General features: G+C 72.4%; 14 protein-coding genes. 13 read left to right on the top strand and 1 reads right to left on the bottom strand.

What is annotated here, in order from left to right; translation table 11 throughout:
* Position 1: 1 nt before the first annotated feature.
* From DY157_RS04300 to DY157_RS04290, 3 genes are all read left to right on the top strand, one after another.
* Positions 2-1,693 (top strand): dynamin family protein, encoded by a 1,692-nt coding sequence (locus tag DY157_RS04300; RefSeq protein ID WP_115727383.1) that lies wholly within the window; start codon positions 2-4, stop codon positions 1,691-1,693.
* On the top strand, positions 1,678-3,297 hold the full coding sequence (locus DY157_RS04295) for a GTPase (RefSeq protein ID WP_160159449.1): 1,620 nt from the start codon (positions 1,678-1,680) through the stop codon (positions 3,295-3,297). The genes DY157_RS04300 and DY157_RS04295 overlap by 16 nt, the downstream gene beginning before the upstream one ends.
* 277 nt (positions 3,298-3,574) lie before the next feature.
* Positions 3,575-5,824 carry a DEAD/DEAH box helicase gene (locus tag DY157_RS04290; RefSeq protein ID WP_115727926.1) on the top strand — a complete coding sequence of 750 codons (2,250 nt, stop codon included), beginning with the start codon at positions 3,575-3,577 and terminating at the stop codon, positions 5,822-5,824.
* A 21-nt stretch (positions 5,825-5,845) separates the two neighbouring features.
* On the opposite strand, the gene DY157_RS04285 is transcribed toward DY157_RS04290, so the two are convergent.
* Positions 5,846-7,210 carry an MFS transporter gene (locus DY157_RS04285; RefSeq protein ID WP_115727381.1) on the bottom strand — a complete coding sequence of 455 codons (1,365 nt, stop codon included), beginning with the start codon at positions 7,208-7,210 and terminating at the stop codon, positions 5,846-5,848.
* A gap of 120 nt (positions 7,211-7,330) precedes the next feature.
* Here DY157_RS04285 and aspS point away from each other — a divergent pair, with 120 nt between their 5' ends.
* The 10 genes from aspS (at position 7,331) to DY157_RS04235 (ending at position 19,302) form a co-directional block, all read left to right on the top strand.
* Entirely contained in the window at positions 7,331-9,148 is a 1,818-nt protein-coding gene (gene aspS, locus DY157_RS04280; protein WP_115727380.1) for an aspartate--tRNA ligase, read from the top strand.
* Positions 9,149-9,276: 128 nt separating this feature from the next.
* Complete coding sequence (locus DY157_RS04275) at positions 9,277-9,894, top strand: L-threonylcarbamoyladenylate synthase (RefSeq protein WP_115727379.1); 618 nt, start codon at positions 9,277-9,279, stop codon at positions 9,892-9,894.
* A gap of 119 nt (positions 9,895-10,013) precedes the next feature.
* Positions 10,014-11,144 carry a hypothetical protein gene (locus DY157_RS04270; RefSeq protein ID WP_115727378.1) on the top strand — a complete coding sequence of 377 codons (1,131 nt, stop codon included), beginning with the start codon at positions 10,014-10,016 and terminating at the stop codon, positions 11,142-11,144.
* 2 nt (positions 11,145-11,146) lie between these two features.
* Positions 11,147-12,490, top strand: a complete 1,344-nt coding sequence (locus DY157_RS04265) for a replication-associated recombination protein A (protein ID WP_115727377.1) — start codon at positions 11,147-11,149, stop codon at positions 12,488-12,490.
* A 125-nt stretch (positions 12,491-12,615) separates the two neighbouring features.
* A complete protein-coding gene (gene rpsD / locus DY157_RS04260) occupies positions 12,616-13,239 on the top strand; it encodes a 30S ribosomal protein S4 (RefSeq protein ID WP_115727376.1) in 624 nt (207 codons plus the stop codon).
* 108 nt (positions 13,240-13,347) lie between these two features.
* Positions 13,348-16,047 carry an alanine--tRNA ligase gene (gene alaS, locus DY157_RS04255; RefSeq protein ID WP_115727375.1) on the top strand — a complete coding sequence of 900 codons (2,700 nt, stop codon included), beginning with the start codon at positions 13,348-13,350 and terminating at the stop codon, positions 16,045-16,047.
* A complete protein-coding gene (ruvX, locus tag DY157_RS04250; protein WP_115727374.1) occupies positions 16,044-16,526 on the top strand; it encodes a Holliday junction resolvase RuvX in 483 nt (160 codons plus the stop codon). The genes alaS and ruvX overlap by 4 nt, the downstream gene beginning before the upstream one ends.
* Positions 16,523-17,737, top strand: coding sequence for an endolytic transglycosylase MltG (gene mltG / locus DY157_RS04245; RefSeq protein ID WP_235827065.1), 1,215 nt, complete (start codon positions 16,523-16,525; stop codon positions 17,735-17,737). The genes ruvX and mltG overlap by 4 nt, the downstream gene beginning before the upstream one ends.
* A gap of 3 nt (positions 17,738-17,740) precedes the next feature.
* Positions 17,741-18,574: a shikimate dehydrogenase gene (locus DY157_RS04240; RefSeq protein WP_115727373.1), complete on the top strand. Its 834-nt coding sequence runs from the start codon at positions 17,741-17,743 to the stop codon at positions 18,572-18,574.
* Positions 18,575-18,600: 26 nt separating this feature from the next.
* The gene (locus DY157_RS04235; protein ID WP_115727372.1) at positions 18,601-19,302 is read left to right on the top strand and encodes a prepilin peptidase; all 702 of its coding nucleotides are present in this window, start codon (positions 18,601-18,603) and stop codon (positions 19,300-19,302) included.
* Positions 19,303-19,330: the final 28 nt, after the last annotated feature.

Genomic DNA, 19,330 nt, shown 5'->3' with positions numbered 1-19,330 from the left:
CATGGGAGGACGCGAGGAGCTCGAGGCGCTGAGGGGCCGGATCGAGTCGGCCGTCCTCGGCCTGCCGACCGCGGCCTCGGCGGCGGGGGAGTCCGCGCGCCTGCGGGCCCTGCGCCGCCTCGACGACTTCGTCCTCCCGCGCGTCGACTCGCTCGACGCGCCGCTCGTCGCCGTCATCGGCGGATCGACGGGCGCGGGCAAGTCGACCCTCGTCAACGCCCTCGTCGGGGCGCGCGTCTCCTCCTCCTCGCCGGTGCGCCCGACGACGCGCCGGCCCCTCCTCGTCCATCGCGCCTCGGACGCGCCGTGGTTCGACTCCCAGAGGATCCTCCCGGGTCTCGCGCGCATCCGCGTCGCCCCCGACGCCCCGCCGACCCCGGCGGGCGCGGGCGGCACGAAGGAGGTCGAGCTGCGGGCCTCGCAGTCCCTTCCCGAGGGGCTCGCCCTCATCGACTCCCCGGACATCGACTCCGTCTCGGCGGAGAACCGGGCGCTCTCGCGCCAGCTCCTCGACGCCGCGGACCTCTGGATCTTCGTGACGACCGCTGCGCGCTACGCGGACGCCGTGCCCTGGGAGCTCCTCGACGAGGCGGCCGCCTCCGGCCTCGTCCTCGCCGTCGTCCTCAACCGCGTGCCGCCCGAGGCCCGCGAGCCCGTCGAAGCGGACCTGCGCGCCCTCATGAACTCCCGCGGGCTCGCCGCGGCCCCGATCATCGCGATCGAGGAGCAGCGCCTCGTCGAAGGGGAGCTGCCCTCCGCCGCCGTCGAGCCGCTCGCGCAGTGGCTCGCCGGACTCGCCTCGGACGCGGAGTCGCGCCGGGAGGTCGCCCGCCAGGCGCTTTCCGGCGCGGTGGCCGACGTCGCGCAGGCGGCCGGGCTCGTCGCCAACGCGATCGACGAGGGCGAGGCGGAGCGCTCGAGGGCGAGCCTCGTCGTCGACGCCCTCGAATCGGACGCCCTCGAACGGCTGGGGGACGCGACTGCGGACGGGTCGCTCCTGCGCGGCGAGGTCCTCGCCCGATGGCAGGACGTCGTCGGCGCCGCCGACTTCACGCGCAGCCTCACGCGGACGGTCTCCCAGATCCGGGACCGACTCACGGCGTGGGTGACGGGACGCCCCGCGCCGATCGCGCCCGTGGAGGACGCCCTCGAGGCGGGCCTCGCCTCCCTCGTCCTCGCCGAACTCCTCCGAGTCGGCGACGAGGTCGTCGAGCACTGGGGGAGGGCCGAGTCGACGCGACTCCTCGCGCGCCGGGCGGCACCGCCCTCGACCGAGGAGGCGCAGACGCGCGCCCTCGACCTCACCCGCGAGTGGCAGGCCGCCCTCCTCGCCCTCGTCCGCTCGGAGGGGCAGTCGAAGCGCTCGACCGCGAGGATCGCGGCAGTCGGCGTCAACGTCGTCTCCGTCGCGCTCATCATCGCGGTCTTCGCCTCGACCGGAGGGCTGACGGGCGCCGAGGTCGGCATCGCCGGCGCGTCGGCGGTCGTCGCCCAGAAGCTCCTCGAGACGATCTTCGGCGAGCAGGCCGTCCGCACGATGGCGAAGACGGCGCGCGACGACCTCATGCACCGGATGAAGGAGGCCCTCGACGAGACGGTCGCCCCCCTGCGGGCGGCGCTCCCCGAGCCGGCCTCGGGCGAGGAATTGCGCGAAGCGGCGAAGGAGGCGGCGCGCTCATGGCGAAGCAGGTGACGCTCCTCGAGCGGATCGATTCCCTCTTGCGGGCGCTCGATCTCCTCGGCGACGAGGTCTCGGCGCCGGTGCTCGACGACGCCCGGCGGGCCCTCGCGATCGCGAAGGAGCGGGCGGTCCTCGATCCGGACACCGTTCTCATCGCCCTCGTCGGCGCGACCGGATCGGGCAAGTCCTCGCTCTTCAACGCGCTGGTGGGCGCGGAGCTCGCGGTCGCCGACGTTCTGCGCCCGACGACCTCGCAGCCGCTCGCCGCCCTCCACGAGGGGCACGACGCCTCGGCGCTCCTCGACTGGCTCGGCGTCTCTCGCCGCACGCTGCTGCCCGCGGGCGCGCGCGTTCCCGCGCGCGCGGTGCTCCTCGATCTCCCGGATATCGACTCGCGCTCCGAGGAGAATCGGACGATCGCCCGCCTCCTCGCCGACCGGGCGGACATGGTCCTCTGGGTCGTCGACCCGCAGAAGTACGCCGACGACGTCATCCACTCACAGTGGATCGCGCCGCTCGCGAGGTCCGCGCGCGCGACGGCCATGGTCCTCAACCAGGTCGATCGCCTCGACGCGGACGGCCGTGCCGCCGTCGTCGGGCATCTGCGGGCGCTGCTTGCGCAGGACGGCGCGCCGGACGTGCCCGTCCTCCCGGTCTCGGCGCGAACGGGGGAGGGGATCGCCCCCCTCGGCGACGTCGTCGACGCGGTGGCCCGCACGGTCGCGGCGACGGCCGCGAAGGCGCGCGGTTCGCTCGACGCCGCCGCCGCGAGGGTCCGCGAGGACGCGGGCGTCCCGACGACCCTCGCGCCGCTCGACGCCCGGGGTCTCTCACGGGCGCTCACCGACGCGATCGCCGACGCCGCGGGGTTCGCCGACCTCGCGCGCGACGTCGCCGACTCGACCCTTCACCGCGCGAACGCGGCCCTCGGCTGGCTTCCCGTCAAGTGGATCTCCGGGCTCTGCTCGGACCCCCTGCGCCGCCGCCACCTGGGATCGTCCGGAGCGACCTCGGACCACCCGGGCGTGCCCGTCCTCTCCGTCGAGCCGATGAGCGCGGCCGCGGCCGCGCGCGCGGAAGCGGGGCTGCGCCGCGTCGCCGACGAGATCGGGGCCGGCCGACCCGCCGCCTGGAGCGCCGAGCTGCGCCGCATCGCCAGGGGCTCGGCGAACGCCCTCGACGACCTCGTCGACCACGCCGTCTCGCGCACCCGTCTCGGGGAGCGCCGCGACCCGGCCTGGTGGGGCGCCTCCTTCACGATCCAGATGCTCGGTTGGGTCTGCGCCCTCGTCGGCGTCGCGTGGCTCACCGCGCGCTGGGCGGCCGAGACCTACCTGCTCCTCCCGATCCCGGCCCCCGCCTGGCGCGGGCTCCCGATCCCCACCTGGCTGCTCCTCGGCGGCGTCCTCCTCACGCTCCTCGTGTGGGCGATCTCGAGGATCCTCGTCGGCGTCGGTGCGAGGCGGGCGCGCACCCGCGCCTACAGGGCGCTCTACGAGTCGCTCGCGCAAGACGTCGAGCGCGGCGTCGTCGAGCCGCTCCTCGCCGAGGACGAGAGGCAGCGGATCGTCGTCGACGCCCTCGGACTCGCCTCGGGGGACCGACCCCGCCGGTGAGTGATCTCACCGGGGCGGATGCCCGTCGCGAATCGGCGCGCGGCTAGTCTGGAAGGGCGATGAGGCGCGCCTCCGAATTGTGATGGGCACCGGGAACGGTGAGTGTTGTGGGAGCGGGGCCGCGCCGAAGGCCCCGATGGGCCCGGCCCGGCGGACGCCGGCCTCGAAACAACGACCCGATGTGAGGATCACCGTGCCCGAAAGCACCCAGGACTACGCCCAGAACCCGGAGAATCAGAACCCGGAGAATTCGCCGATCGACGGCGAGAACGCCCCGATCGAGAGGCTCGAGGGGCTCGGCCCGACGGAGGCGCTCGACGCCCCCGACTCGGCGGACGAGCGCCCCGACCTCGTCGATCCGGAGGACTCCGACGACGAACTCGACGACCTCGAGGAGGATCCGGAGGACGACGGGGACGAGGACGGGGACGATGAGGAGCGCGCCTCCTTCGCCGATCTCGGCCTTCCCGACGAGATCCTCGCGGCCGTCACCGCGATGGGCTACGAGGTCCCGACGCCGATCCAGGAGCGGGCGATCCCCGCTCTCCTCGAGCTTCACGACGTCGTCGGCATCGCCCAGACCGGCACCGGCAAGACCGCCGCCTTCGGCCTCCCCATGCTCGCGATCGTCGACGCCGACGAGGCCGGGGTCCAGGCGCTCGTCCTCGCGCCGACCCGCGAACTCGCCATGCAGTCCGCCCAGGCCATCGAGGACTTCGCCTCGCGCACCCGCGGACTCGACGTCGTCGCCGTCTACGGCGGATCCCCCTACGGGCCGCAGATCTCGGCGCTGAAGAAGGGCGCGCAGGTCGTCGTCGGAACGCCCGGGCGCATCATCGACCTCATCGAGAAGGGAGCCCTCGACCTGTCGGCCGTGAGGATGCTCGTCCTCGACGAGGCCGACGAGATGCTCCGCATGGGCTTCGCCGAGGACGTCGAGACGATCACCGCCTCCGTCCCCGACGAGCGCCTCACCGCCCTCTTCTCCGCGACGATGCCGCCCGCGATCGAGCGCATCGCGAACACCCACCTCACCGAGCCCGTCCGGATCGCCGTGTCCGAGGAGTCCTCGACCGTCGACACGATCCACCAGACCTACGCGGTCGTTCCCTTCAAGCACAAGATCGGCGCGCTGACCCGCGTCCTCGCGACGCGCGCCCAGCACATCGCCGAAGGGCAGGAGGACGCCGACGCCGCGATCGTCTTCGTCCGCACGCGCGCCGACGTCGAGGAGGTCTCCCTCGAGATGTCCGCCCGCGGCTTCCGCGCCGCCGGCATCTCCGGCGACGTCGCCCAGACCGAGCGCGAGCGCATGGTCGAGAGGTTGCGCTCGGGCTCCCTCGACGTCCTCGTCGCGACCGACGTCGCCGCGCGCGGCCTCGACGTCGAGCGGATCTCCCTCGTCGTCAACTTCGACGTCCCCCGCGAGCCGGAGGCCTACGTCCACCGCATCGGCCGCACCGGCCGCGCCGGGCGCGAGGGCCGCTCGCTCACCTTCTTCACCCCCCGCGAGCACGGGCGTCTCAAGCGCATCGAGAAGCTCACCGGCACGCCGATGGAGGAGATCGAGATCCCCTCGCCCGCGGCCGTCTCCGAGTTCCGGGCGCGCCGGCTCCTCGACGGCCTCGGCGCCCGCATCGAGAAGGGCCGCCTCGAGCTCTACAAAGGCCTCCTCGAGGCGGCGTCCGAGGAGGGCGGCGCGGACGTCCTCGACATCGCCGCGGCCCTCATGGCGAACGCCGTCGGCGACGAGGGCCCCAAGCCCCGCGTCGAGAAGGATCGCCGCTCCAAGGGGCGGATCCGCGACGAGGAGCGCGTCGACGAGTCCGGCGAGTTCATCGGCGCGTCCTTCGAAGGCGGGCGCGACAAGGACCGTCCGCTCAAGGGCGGGCGCGACGGGGCGCGCAGGCGCGCGGGCGGTCGTCCGCAGGCCGGCCCCGGCATCCGCTACCGGATCGAGGTCGGCAAGAAGGACCGGGTGAAGCCCGGATCGATCGTCGGCGCGATCGCCGGCGAGGGCGGAATCGACGGTCGCGACATCGGGCATATCGAGATCTACCCGACCTTCTCGCTCGTCGACATCACCGCCGATCTGTCACACGACCAGCTCGATCGCATCGGCCGCGGCTACGTCGCCGGGCGCCCGCTGCGCATCCGCGTCGACGAGGGGCCGGGGCGCCGCTCGGAATCCGAGCGACCGTCCGAGGGACGGCGCGACGCGGAGGCCGCGCGCTTCGATCGCTCAGATCGCCCCGTCCGAGATCGTGGGGAGCGCGAGTACGCGCGCCGCTACGAGAACCGCGACGCCGAGCGCCGCGAGCACCCCGGCCCGGCGCGCCGCCGCTTCGTCGAGAAGGACGGGCGCGACTCGTCCGACCGCTTCGAGCGGAACGAGCGCTTCGACCGGAATGACCGCTCCGATCGCCGCGAGTCGCGCGGCCTGTCCGCGCGCCGCTTCGAGAAGAAGGACCGCTACGAGGACCGGAAGGGCGGCCGCTCCTTCACCGATCGGCGCAGGGGGCGCTGACCCCGACCTCCTCGGTGCCGTCTATCGACGGTCCGGATCGATCCTCGTCGCCGCGAACGTGCCCACGAGCGCGGCGACGAGTGCGATGACGGGGGCCGGCAGATAGACGAGGCCGCCGGAGAGTCCGAGCGTCGTCCAAGCGGCGAGCGCGATCGAGACGACCGCGAGCTCGACCGCCGCGCCCGAGGCGTCGGCGACTTGGAGCCAGCTCGCGACCTTCCCGTGCTCCGAACGGTCGGTGAGGCCCAGCGCGAGCACGGAAAGCGTCGAGTGCATGAGGCCGGTGCCCGCGCCGCAGACGAACCATCCGACCATGGAGGGCCACACCGGCGAGGTCGGCAGAACGAGGAACACCGTCGGGACGAGGCCCACCGATAGGAGGACCATCCCGATGACGGGGAGGCGCAGCCGCGAGCGCTGGTCGACGATGCGCGATTGGAGGGTCGCGCCGAGCGACCACGAGATCGTCCCCACGGTCACCGCGAGGGAGGCCGAGTCCGCCTGCCAGTGATGCACCCGCTGGAGGAGCAGGGGGAGGAGCGCGGCGGCGCCCGCCTGCGCGCCCATGGCGAGCAGGCGCGTCATGATCGCCGCGGGGACGCCGCGCCTGAGGGCGAAGGCCCCGCGGGGGAGGAGGCGCGGGAGCGCCCACCCCGTGAGGACGAGGCCGACGAGGGCGAGGGCGAAGAGCTCGATCCCCCCGAGGGCGCCCGACAGCTGGAGGAGCAGCACGCCGGTCCCGCAGATCGCGGCGAGCCGGAGGAGTCGGGCGAGCGGGGCGGGGGAGCGGACCTCGTCCTCGCCGAGCCTGCGGAGCACGCCGATGAGCGGGAGCAGTGCGAGGAGGGCGAAGACCGGGACCGCGCCGAACACGGGGCGCCAGCCGATCGTGGCCGCGACGAAGCCCGCGATCGCGGGGCCCACGAGGCCCGGCAGCACCCAGGCGAGGGAGAACGCCGCGAAGAACGAGGGTCGGTGGGCGGGGTCGGCGATCGACCCGATGAAGACGTAGAGCGGCACGATGATGAGACCGCCGCCGACGCCCTGGACGAGGCGCCCCGCGACGAACGCCTCGATCGAGGGGGCGAGCGCCGAGACGAGGAGGCCCGCGGTGAAGAGGCCGAGACCCGTGAGGAGGACCGCCCTCGGCCCTCTGGAGTCCGACAGGCCGCCGGCGACAACGGTCGCGGCGAGCTGGGCCGCCATGGCGGCGCCCGAGGCGACCGAGAACCACGACTCCGCGTCGAGATCGGCGACGACGTTCGGCATGATCGTCGTCGTCGCGAGCCCCTCGAACGCCGACAGGGTGATGAGGAGGACGGAACCGACGAGGAGGGAGATCTCGAGGGGGCGCCAGGGCGGGGATGCGGGGGACTCGTCGTTCACTCGCGAATCCTGTCACGCCCCGCGCGCCCGCGCCATTGCGATTGCGGGCGCGCGCCGGGCGCGGCGTAGAATCGGCGCGCCCCCGCCCGTCTCGCGGTGGGCACGACGAAAGGAATGCACGTGCTCCGCACCCACAACATCGGCGCGCTCGGCGTCGACACGATCGGTCAGACCGTCACCCTCACGGGATGGGTCGACCGCCGTCGAGATCACGGAGGCGTCGCCTTCGTCGATCTGCGCGACGCCTCCGGCATCGCCCAGGTCGTCGTGCGCGACGAGTCCGTCGCCCACGAGCTGAGGAGCGAGTTCGTCCTCAAGGTGACCGGCGAGGTCTGCGCCCGTCCCGAGGGCAATGAGAACCCGAACCTCCCGACCGGCGCGATCGAGGTCATGGGCGACGACATCGAGATCCTCAACACCTCGGCGCCCCTCCCGTTCCAGGTGTCGGCGCACGCGGAGGACTCCGGGAACGTCGGCGAGGAGACCCGCCTCAAGTACCGCTACCTCGACCTTCGCCGCGAGCCCGAGCAGTACGCGCTCCGCCTCCGTTCGAAGGTCTCGCGCGCCGCGCGCGACACGCTCTACGCCCACGACTTCGTCGAGATCGAGACCCCGACGCTCACCCGCTCGACCCCCGAGGGCGCGCGCGACTTCATCGTCCCCGCCCGTCTCTCGCCGGGCTCGTGGTACGCGCTCCCGCAGTCGCCCCAGCTCTTCAAGCAGATGCTCATGGTCGCCGGCATGGAGCGCTACTTCCAGATCGCGCGCTGCTACCGCGACGAGGACTTCCGCGCCGACCGCCAGCCCGAGTTCACCCAGCTCGACATCGAGATGAGCTTCGTCGACCAGGACGACGTCATCGCGGTCGCCGAGGACGTCATGACGAATGTGTGGAAGCTCATCGGCTACGACCTGCCGACGCCTCTGCCGCGCATGACCTTCAAGGACGCGATGGAGAAGTACGGCTCCGACAAGCCCGATCTCCGCTTCGGCCTCGAGCTCGTCGACCTCACCGAGTACTTCGCGAACACGACGTTCCGCGTCTTCCAGGCGCCCTACGTCGGCGCTGTCGTCATGCCCGGCGGCGGTTCCCAGCCTCGCCGTACCTTCGACAAGTGGCAGGAATGGGCGAAGGCCCGCGGCGCCAAGGGCCTCGCCTACGTCACCGTCGGCGAGGACGGGACCCTCGGCGGCCCCGTCGCGAAGAACATCATCGAGGCCGAGCGCGACGGACTCGCGGCCGCCACCGGCGCGAACCCGGGCGACTGCATCTTCTTCGCCGCCGGCAAGCCGACTCCGTCGCGCGAGCTCCTCGGCGCCGCCCGCCTCGAGATCGGCAAGCGCTGCGACCTCATCGACCCCGACGCCTGGGCCTTCACCTGGGTCGTCGACGCCCCGCTCTTCAAGCCCACCGGCGATGCCGAGGCCGAGGGCGACGTCGCGCTCGGGCACAGCGCGTGGACGGCCGTTCACCACGCCTTCACCTCGCCGAAGCCCGAGTGGCTCGACACCTTCGACACCGATCCGGGCAACGCCCTCGCCTACGCGTACGACATCGTGTGCAACGGCAACGAGATCGGCGGCGGCTCGATCCGTATCCACCGCCGCGACGTCCAGAACCGCGTCTTCAACGTCATGGGCATCGGCGACGAGGAGGCCCAGGAGCAGTTCGGGTTCCTCCTCGACGCGTTCAAGTTCGGCGCCCCGCCGCACGGCGGCATCGCGTTCGGCTGGGACCGCATCGTCGCCCTCCTCACGAAGGCCGACTCGATCCGCGACGTCATCGCGTTCCCGAAGTCGGGCGGCGGCTACGACCCGCTCACCGACGCGCCCGCGCCGATCACGGCGCACCAGCGCAAGGAGGCCGGGGTCGACGCCGCGCCGAAGAAGCGCGGCGAGGCCGAGGAGAAGTCGGAGGCCGCTCCGGCGCGGGCCTGATCCGGTGCCGTTCCGGCGGACTCCGTCCGGTCGGACGAGCTCGCATGGAGGCGCCGCGGGGAGAACCCCGCGGCGCCTCCGCGCGTCAAGGTCGCCCGCGAATCCGTGAGGTAGGGCACAATGGGGGCATGTCGTACGTGGAGATGCACCCGGTCAATCCTCAGGTCCGCTTCGTGACGAAGACGGTCGACGTGCTGAAGGAGGGAGGGGTCGTCGCCCTGCCGACGGACTCGGGCTACGCCATCGCGTGCACGCTCGGGAACAAGTCGGGCATGGACGTCATCCGCCAGGTCCGCAAGCTCGACGACAAGCACAACTTCTCGCTTCTGTGCCACTCTTTCGCCCAGCTCGGCGAACTCGTCCTCGTCGACAACAAGCAGTTCCGGACGATCAAGGCCCTCACCCCCGGCCCCTACACCTTCATCCTCCCCGGGACGAAGGAGGTCCCGCGGATGACGCTCAACAAGAAGAAGCACACGGTCGGCGTCCGCATCCCCGACCACGTCATCACGCAGGCCATCGTCGAGGCGCTCGGAGAGCCGCTCCTCTGTTCGACGCTCATCATGCCGGGGGAGACCGAGCCCCTCATCGACGGCCATGAGGTCGACGACCGGATCGGCAACCTCGTCGACCTCGTCATCGTCGGTCCCGTCGGCCTCGCCGGCGCGACGACCGTCATCGACTTCACGGAGGGCGCCGGGATCGTCGCGCGCAAGGGCGCGGGCGACACCTCCCTCTTCGAGTAGCCCGTCGTCCCCGCCCCTCGCCGCTCGTCGTTCGCCCCTCCGCGGGCGCGGCGGGCGGCGACTCGCGCTGATAAGCTCTCGTGGAGACTCTCCGTCGAGATCGACCGGGAGGAGGGGAGATGTCGAGCACCGCGCCGCGCGCTCTTCCGCCCCGTCGTATTCGCTCGCCCTTCGTCGTCCTCCTCGTCGGCCTCGTCCTCGCGTCCCTCGCCCTTCTCGAATGGATGCCGGGAGCCGCCGCCGCGTCGAACGCGATCGTGTCGGGCACCGGCGCGCAGGGCGATCCCGCGCTCAAGGAGGAGGGCGCGGTCTCCTTCACCGCGAGCCTCTCCGCCTGCTCGCCCGCCCGTCGGGGGTCGGGCGGCGTCTACGCGATCCTCGACGAGGGCGCTTCGACCGGTCCCGAACGGCGCGCGCAGGCGCTCGCAGGCGCGAACGGAGCCTCGCTCGACCCGTCGATCTGGGCGGTCGCCCCGAAGGACGCCGCGACGGGCGGCTTCTCCGTCCGCGTCGAAATCCCGAACGGGACGAACAACGCCCCCTCAGCCGCGTGGACCGCGGGGCCCGTCCACACGATCGACGTCCACTACGAGGACGCGCGCGCCGACGCGCAGTGCGCGAGGACCTTCTACGTCGGACTCCTCCCGTTGACGGCGCCCCAGTCCGGCGATACGACCCAGTCCGGCGAGCAGGTGCAGTCGGGTGAGCAGTCGCAGTCGGGCGCCGAGCCCGGGCGCGGAACGATCGCGCCGGTCGCGTCCGGTGAGCCGGACGATCCGGCCGAGGTTCCCCAGTCGACCGGGGCGGCGCGGCCCGTCGCCGAGCTCCCCGCCGACGCGGGCGAGCAGACTCCGGGCTCCGCCCCGGCCGAGTCCGCCGACGATTCCTCCGCGAGCGCCCCCGATTCCGCGTCGCCGAGCCCTGAGGCGGCCGAGGACCGATCCTCCGCGTCGTCGCGAGCGGGAGCGCGGTCCGATTCGAGCGCGTCGACCGGGGCCTCGGGCTCCTCCGAGCTTCCGACTCCCGCCCCCGAGACGCTCTCCGCTCCGGCGCGCGAACTCCTCGCCCCGCAGACACTCGCGAAGTCCGCGTCCAACGGGATCCTCGACGCGCACTCGACGACCGCGGCCCGGGTGCGCGCCGGCGAGGCCCTCGCCGCCCTCGGCGGCACGGTCGTCGCAGCGGGCGGCGTCCTCGTCCTCCTCGGCGCCAGCGTCCTCATCCATCTCCTCGGCTCCCCGAGGCCTTGAGGATGGACCTCTTCGAGAGCGAATCCCTCGACTCCACCGGCGTGCCCGCCTATTCGCAGGACGCGCCGCTCGCCGTTCGCATGCGCCCCTCCTCGATCGACGAGGTCGTCGGCCAGGACCACCTCCTCGGCGAGGGCGCGCCCCTGCGACGCCTCCTCGAGCCCGCGAAGGAGGGGGCCGCCCGCGTCTCCTCGGTGATCCTCTGGGGCCCTCCCGGCACGGGGAAGACGACGCTCGCGTACCTCGTGGCGCGGGCCGCGGGTCGGCGCTTCGAGGAGCTCTCCGCCGTCTCCTCGGGGGTGAAGGACATCCGCGAGGTCGTCGCGGCCGCGCGCAGGCGCACGTCCGCGAGCGGCGAAGCGACCGTCCTCTTCATCGACGAGGTCCACCGCTTCTCGAAGTCCCAGCAGGACGCGCTCCTCCCGGCGGTCGAGAACCAATGGGTGACCCTCATCGCCGCGACGACGGAGAACCCCTCCTTCTCCGTCATCTCCCCGCTCCTCTCGCGCTCCCTCCTCCTCACGCTCCGCCCCCTCGACGAGGACGCGATCTCCGGGCTCATCGAGCGGGCGGTCGCCGACGAGCGCGGACTCAAGGGGGCCCTCGCCCTCGGGGACGAGGCGCGCCTCGGGCTGATCCGCCTCGCGGGGTCCGACGCCCGGAAGTCCCTCACCCTTCTCGAGGCCGCGGCCGGCGCGGCCGCGGAGACCGGATCGTCGGAGATCACCCTCGCGCACGTCGAGTCGGCCGCCAACACCGCCCTCGTCCGCTGGGATCGCGACCAGCACTACGATGTCGCCTCCGCGTTCATCAAATCGATGCGCGGATCCGACGTCGACGCCTCGCTCCACTACCTCGCGCGCATGCTGGAGGCGGGGGAGGACCCCCGCTTCATCGCCAGGCGCGTGATGATCTCGGCGTCCGAGGACGTCGGCATGGCCGCGCCCGAGGTCCTCGCGACGACGGTGGCCGCTGCCCAGGCGGTCGGGATGATCGGAATGCCGGAGGCGCGGATCATCCTCGCGGAGGCCGTCATCGCGGTCGCGACCGCGCCGAAGTCGAACGCCGCCTACCTCGCGATCGACGCCGCGCTCGCCGACCTGCGGGCGGGCAGGGGAGGGCCGGTGCCCCTCCACCTGCGCGACGCCCACTACTCGGGGGCGAAGCGTCTCGGGCACGGGACCGAGTACGTCTACGCGCACGACGCGCCCCACCATGTGGCCGCTCAGCAGTACCTGCCCGACGACCTCGAGGGCACCCGCTACTACGAGCCCACCGAGATCGGTCATGAGGCGCTCATCACGAAGCGGCTCCAGGCGCTGAGGGAGCTCCTCGCCATGCGGTAGGCTGTTCGGGTTGCCGTTACGGCATCCCCTGGGGTCCTAGCCGAAGGAACGAGAGTTCCGGGAGTCGGCCCCGTGGCCCGGGAGCGTCCCGGGTCATGACACGAGAAACAGGAAGGACAGAGGAAATGGCTCAGAACCGTTCCCGCAAGCAGGTGCGCGAGTCCCGCGCCCTCGGCCTCGCGCTCACCCCGAAGGCCGTCCGCTACTTCGAGAAGCGCCCCTACGGCCCCGGCGAGCACGGCCGTTCGCGCCGCCGCCAGGACTCCGACTACGCCGTCCGCCTCAAGGAGAAGCAGCGTCTCCGCGCCCAGTACGGCATCCGCGAGTCGCAGCTGCGCCGCGCCTTCGAGGAGGCCCGCCGCACCGCCGGCCTGACCGGTGAGAACCTCGTCGAGCTCCTCGAGATGCGCATCGACGCCCTCGTGCTCCGCGCCGGCTTCGCCCGCACGATCCAGCAGGCCCGCCAGATCGTCGTGCACCGCCACATCCTCGTCGACGGCCAGATCGTCGACCGCCCCTCCTTCCGCGTGAAGCCCGGCCAGACCCTCCAGGTCAAGCCGAAGTCGCAGACCGCGGTGCCCTTCGAGATCGCCGCCCAGGGCGTCCACCGCGACGTTCTTCCGGCCGTCCCGGAGTACCTCGACGTCGACCTTGAGCGCCTCAAGGCGACCCTCGTCCGCCGCCCGAAGCGCGCCGAGGTTCCGGTCACCTGCGACGTCCAGATGGTCGTCGAGCACTACTCGCGCTGATCGCGCCTCGCGGAACCCCGGGAACCAGCGTTCCCGGGGTTCCGCCGCATCCGGCGGCGCCCGAGCCGATATGCCCCGCCGCCCCTTCGCCTACTACCATGAGGACCCATGCGCACCTCTGAGATCCGCTCCCGCTGGCTCGACTACTTCGCGAAGAAGGACCACCACATCGCCGAATCGGTGTCCCTCATCTCGCCCGAGCCCTCCATCCTCTTCACCGTCGCGGGGATGGTCCCCTTCATCCCCTACATCCTCGGGACGGAGCCGGCCCCGTGGCCGCGGGCGGCGTCGGTGCAGAAGTGCATCCGCACGAACGACATCGAGAACGTCGGCAAGACGACCCGTCACGGCACGTTCTTCCAGATGAACGGCAACTTCTCCTTCGGCGATTACTTCAAGGAGGGCGCGATCGACTTCGCGTGGGAGCTCCTCACGTCGTCCCAGGACGAGGGCGGCTACGGCCTCGACGGCGACCGGCTGTGGATGACGATCTGGGAGAAGGACGAGGTCTCCTTCGACCACTGGACGAAGACGATCGGCGTCCCCGCCGAGCGGATCCAGCGCCTCCCCTTCGAGGAGATCTCGTGGTCGACCGGCCAGCCGGGCCCCGCGGGCTCGTGCTGCGAGATCCACTACGACCGCGGCCCCGCCTACGGTCCGGATGGCGGCCCCATCGTCGACGTCGCCGGCGATCGATTCCTCGAGATCTGGAACCTCGTCTTCGACGAGTTCGTCCGCGGCGAGGGCGAGGGCCACGACTTCGAACTCGTCGGCAAGCTCGACAAGACCGCGATCGACACGGGCGCCGGCCTCGAGCGCCTCGCGTTCATCATGCAGGACAAGCCGAACATGTACGAGATCGACGAGGTCTACCCCGTCATCGCGGCGGCCCAGGAGATGTCCGGCAAGACCTACGGCCTCGGCGCTGCGGGCCCGTCGGCGGGCGCCGCCTACGACGACGACGTCCGCATGCGCGTCGTCGCCGACCACGTCCGCTCGGCCCTCATGCTCATCAACGACGGCGTCCGCCCCGGCAACGACGGCCGCGGCTACGTTCTGCGCCGCCTCATCCGCCGCGCCGTCCGCTCGATGCGCCTCCTCGGCGTCGAGGACGCGGCCCTCCCGACGCTCCTCACGGCGTCGAAGAACGTCATGTCCCTCTCGTACCCCGAGCTCGACGCGAACTGGGCGACCATCCAGGACGTCGCCTACGCGGAGGAGGACGCGTTCCGCCGCACCCTCGCCGCGGGCACGACGATCCTCGACACCGCGGTCGCCGAGGCGAAGGGGGAGGGCTCGAAGGTCCTGAGCGGCGCCTCCGCGTTCTCCCTCCACGATACCTACGGCTTCCCCATCGACCTCACCCTCGAGATGGCCGCCGAGCAGGGCCTCAAGGTCGACGAGGAGGCATTCCGGACGCTCATGCAGGAGCAGAAGGACCGCGCCCGCGCCGACGCGCGCGCGAAGAAGACCGGGCACACCGACGTCCGCGTCTTCCAGGACATCGAGAAGCAGATGGGCGGCGGCTCGACCTTCCTCGGCTACACGGAGGTCGGCGCCGACGCGCAGATCGCCGCGCTCCTCGTCGACGGCGTCCCCGCCCCGGCGGCGACGGCCCCCGCCGAGGTCGAGGTCGTCCTCGACCGCACCCCCTTCTACGCCGAGATGGGCGGCCAGCTCGCCGACCACGGCGTCATCCGCCTCGCCGACGGCGGCATCATCGAGGTCCACGACGTCCAGGCGCCGATCAAGGGCCTGTCCGTCCACCGCGGCACCCTCACCGAGGGCGCCGTCGCGCTCGGCGAGAAGGCGTGGGCGGAGATCGACGTCGAGCGCCGCCTCGCGATCGCCCGCGCCCACACCGCGACCCACATGGTCTACGCGGGACTGCGGCGCGTCGTCGCGCAGGACGCCGACCAGGCGGGCTCGGAGAACTCGCCCTCGCGCCTGCGCTTCGACTTCCGCCACTCGAGCGCCCTCGAGTCCTCCCAGATCGAGGACATCGAGTCCCTCGTCAACGAGAAGCTCGCCGAGGACCTCGCCGTGACGACCGAGGTCATGTCGATCGACGAGGCCCGCAAGTCCGGCGCGATCGCCCTCTTCGGCGAGAAGTACGGCGCGGAGGTCCGCGTCGTCACGATCGGCGACGGCTTCGACAAGGAGCTCTGCGGCGGCACGCACGTGCCGACGACCGGTCGGATCGGCCGCATCGCGGTCCTCGGCGAGGGCTCGATCGGCTCGGGCGTGCGCCGCATCGACGCGCTCGTCGGCGACGGCGCCTACGCCTTCCAGGCGAAGGAGCACGCGCTCGTCTCCCAGATCTCGACGCTCCTCGGCGGACGCGCGGACGAGCTCCCCGGCCGCATCGAGCAGCTCCTCGCCCGCGTGAAGGACTCCGAGCGCGAGCTCGACCGCCTCCGCACCGAGCAGGCCCTCTCGCGGGCCGCCGACCTCGCGGCCTCCGCCGAGCCGGTTTCCGGCCTCGGCCTCGTCGCGAAGGACGCCGGCGAGATGCCGTCGGCCGACGCGCTGCGCACCCTCGCCCTCGAGGTCCGCGATCGCCTCGGCGAGACCCCCGCGGTCGTCGCCCTCATCGGCCGCGTCGCCGACAAGCCCGCGATCGTCGTCGCGACGAACGAGGCGGCGCGCGAGCGGAAGGCGAAGGCGGGCGCCCTGGTCCGCGCCGTCGGCCAGTACCTCGGCGGCGGAGGCGGCGGGCGCGACGACATCGCGCAGGGCGGCGGCACGAAGATCGACGGGATCGCCGACGCGCTCGACGCGATCCGCCGCGAGGTCGCCGCATCGTGACGCTCCGGCGCGGCGTCCGACTCGGAGTCGACGTGGGGACCGTGAGGGTCGGGGTCGCGCGCTGCGACGCCGACGGGATCCTCGCGACCCCGCTCGAGACCGTCCTCCGTCAGGACGATGGGTTGGACGTCGCGCGCGTGTGCGCTCTCGCCGACGAGTACGGCGCGGTCGAGGTCGTCGTCGGCCTGCCCCGTCACCTCAAGGGCGGCGAGGGAGTATCGGCGAAGGGCGCGCGCAAGTACGCTCGGCGCATCAAGACCGCGAGGCCCGACCTGCGGGTCGCCCTCGTCGACGAGCGGCTCACCTCCAGCCAGGCGCACGCGAGGCTGAGGGCCTCCGGCGTCGCCGAGCGCGACCATCGGTCGGTCGTCGACCAGGTGGCCGCCCAGATCATCCTCGAACAGGCGCTCGAGCTCGAGCGCATCTCCGGGCGCGCCCCGGGCGACGAGATCACCATCGAAGGGAGCGAGCGTCCGTGACGACTCCGAACCCCCGTCCCCCCTTCCGGCCGCGCCGGGAACTCCACGCCGAGGAGCGACGCGCCGCGGCGCAGGTCCCCGTCGAGACGACCGGAATGCGCTCGCGCCGCCTCGAGCACGAGCGGAGGCGCGCGCGCAAGCGCAGGCGGAATCGCCGGATCCGCTCGGTCCTCATCCTCGCCCTCGTCCTCGCACTCCTCGTAGGCGCGGGGTGGTTCGCGATCAATCAGCTGCGCGACTCCTCCTCCCAGTCCTCCGCGGTCGCCGACGACTACCCGGGCCCGGGCTCCGGCAGCGTCGAGGTCACCGTCGACGTCGGCGAGTCGGGCACGCAGATCGGCCAGAGCCTCGTCGACGCGGGCGTCGTCAAGTCTCTCGAGGCCTTCACGCGCGCGTTCACCGCGAACAAGGCCGCGACGTCGATTCGCCCGGGGACCTACACGCTGAAGCTCCAGATGAGCGCGTCCGACGCCGTCGCCGCGCTCCTCGACGAGGCGAACCGCTCGGACAACACCGTGACCGTCACGCCCGGTCAGACCGCCGCGCAGATCGTCGAGCGCATCACCGCCGTCACGTCGTTCACGACCGACGAGGTCGAGGCCGCCCTCAAGGACTCGGCCGGAATCGGACTGCCCGCCGAGGCGGGCGGGAACGCCGAGGGCTGGCTCGCTCCCGGCTCCTACGAGGTCGCCTCGACGGACACGCCGACGACGCTCCTCGCCGAGATGGTGAAGGGGACCGTCAAGGAGCTCGACGACCTCAGGGTCGCGGCCGCCGACCGGGAGGCCGTCCTCATCAAGGCCTCGATCCTCGAGCGCGAGGTCAACATCGACGAGTACCTCCCGAAGGTCGCCCGCGTCATCGAGAACCGCCTCGCGGACACGAGTGCGGAGACGAAGGGCTTCCTCCAGATGGACTCCACCGTCCTCTACGGCGTGGGAAAGACCGGGGGAGTGCCGACCGCGGAGGACATGGCGAACGACAACCCGTACAACACGTACGTTCACCAGGGGCTTCCGCCGACTCCGATCGCCCAGCCGGCGACGTCGGCGATCACAGCGGTTCTCAACCCCGCCGAGGGCGACTGGCTCTACTACGTCACCGTCAACCTCGATACCGGGGAGACCCTCTTCGCGACGACCTACGCCGAGCAGCAGAAGAACATCGAGATGTTCAAGGAGTACTGCGCCGCGAACTCGGGGAAGTGCTGACTCGTGCCCTGGGCGGCCGTCATCGGCTCACCGATCTCCCATTCGCTCTCGCCGCTCCTCCACGAGGCGGCGTGGCGGGGGCTCGGTCTGCCCGATGACTGGCGGTACCTCAAGCGCGAGGTGACGAAGGAGGACCTGCCCGCCTTCCTCGCCGGACTCGACGCCGACTGCGTCGGACTCTCCGCGACGATGCCGTGCAAGCAGGCGCTCCTCGGGCTCCTCGACGCCGTCGACCCCCAGGCGCGGGCCGTCGGGGCGGTCAACACGGTGATTCCCTCGGCGGGGATCCTCTCGGGATTCAACACGGACGTCCACGGGATCGTCGAGGCGATCCGCTCGGCGCGAGTCGAACGGGGCCTGCCCGCACCGCGCAGCGCCGTCGTTCTCGGGGCGGGGGCCACGGCGGCCTCCTCGCTCGCCGCCCTCGGGACTCTCGGCGTCACCCGCTCGACGGTCGCGGCACGCCGCTTCGGCGGACCCGGATCCATCGTCGCCGCGGCCGCTCGCCTCGGCGTCGACATCGATCAGATCCCGTGGTCGCTCGCCGACGAGGTCGCGGCGGCCGTCGACGCCGCCGACCTCGTCGTCTCGACGCTGCCCGCGGGGGTCCCGGACGAGCTCGCGGCGCGCCTGAGCCCGCGCGCCGATCAGACCCTCCTCGACGTCGTCTACGCGCCGCGGCGCACCGGCCTCGTCGACGCCTTCGATCGGGCGGGCGCGGTCATCGCCGACGGACTCGACATGCTCGTCCACCAGGCGGCCCAGCAGGTCCGCCTCATGACGGGCTCCGATCCCGACATCGCCCTCATGCGCGAGGCGGTGGCCCCGTGGTACTGAGCGCCGCAGGGCCTCTCGGGGCGGGAGTGCTCGACCTCGGGCGCAATTCGCTCCTCAAGCCGGTCGTCGACGACCTCTCGCTCGCGTCCGCCCTTCTCGTGTGGTTCCTCGTCGTCGCCTGGCTGTGGAGGAAGGGCTGGCGAGTCCAGCGACGCTACTTCATCGAGGCGACCCTCACCCCGTACAAGCGGAACGGGATCGTGTGGACCTCGGCGATCATCGGGATCATCACGATCGTCGCCTCCCACCTGCGCCCCTCCGCGCCCGCGATCGTCGCCGTCGCGATGATCGGCGCGCTGTCGGCCCTCACCGATGCGCGGACCCATCGGCTCCCCAACGCCTACACCGCCGCCATGGGGCTCGGCGTCGCCTTCGGAGCGGGCTGCGCGGTCGCCGCCTCCGATGAGCCCTGGCGGGTTCTCGCGGCGATCGGGGCGGGCCTTCTCATCTGGCTCGTGCCGCTGTGGCTCCTCTCGCGCCTTCCCGGCGGCGTGGGCTTCGGCGACGTGAAGATCGCCCCGGTCCTCGGCGCGATGCTCGGGTCGGAGTCCGTCGAGGCGGCCATCGGCGGCCTCGTCATCTCCTTCCTCGCGGCGGGCCTCGCCGCGGTCTGGCGGATCGTCGTCGGCTCGGCCGGTACGCAGGCTCGGATGCCGCTGGGGCCCTGGCTCATCCTCGGGGCCGCCGTGTCCCACGTCGTCTGGGGCGTCGTCCCCGACTGGTTCTGACGCGCGGGCGTTCGAGCCCCGACCCCGG

This window comes from Actinomyces culturomici (genome assembly GCF_900499005.1).
GTDB lineage: Bacteria > Actinomycetota > Actinomycetes > Actinomycetales > Actinomycetaceae > Pauljensenia > Pauljensenia culturomici.
Note: the sequence above shows the minus strand (reverse complement) of the source record. Positions and strands in the feature narration are given on the sequence as shown.

Bases quoted from the DNA above. Each gene is read 5' to 3' on its own strand.
- DY157_RS04300 (WP_115727383.1), top strand. From the start codon at position 2: ATGGGAGGACGCGAGGAGCTCGAGGCGCTGAGGGGCCGGATCGAGTCG.
- DY157_RS04295 (WP_160159449.1), top strand. From the start codon at position 1,678: ATGGCGAAGCAGGTGACGCTCCTCGAGCGGATCGATTCCCTCTTGCGG.
- DY157_RS04275 (WP_115727379.1), top strand. From the start codon at position 9,277: ATGTCGTACGTGGAGATGCACCCGGTCAATCCTCAGGTCCGCTTCGTG.
- DY157_RS04270 (WP_115727378.1), top strand. From the start codon at position 10,014: ATGTCGAGCACCGCGCCGCGCGCTCTTCCGCCCCGTCGTATTCGCTCG.
- DY157_RS04265 (WP_115727377.1), top strand. From the start codon at position 11,147: ATGGACCTCTTCGAGAGCGAATCCCTCGACTCCACCGGCGTGCCCGCC.
- rpsD (WP_115727376.1), top strand. From the start codon at position 12,616: ATGGCTCAGAACCGTTCCCGCAAGCAGGTGCGCGAGTCCCGCGCCCTC.
- alaS (WP_115727375.1), top strand. From the start codon at position 13,348: ATGCGCACCTCTGAGATCCGCTCCCGCTGGCTCGACTACTTCGCGAAG.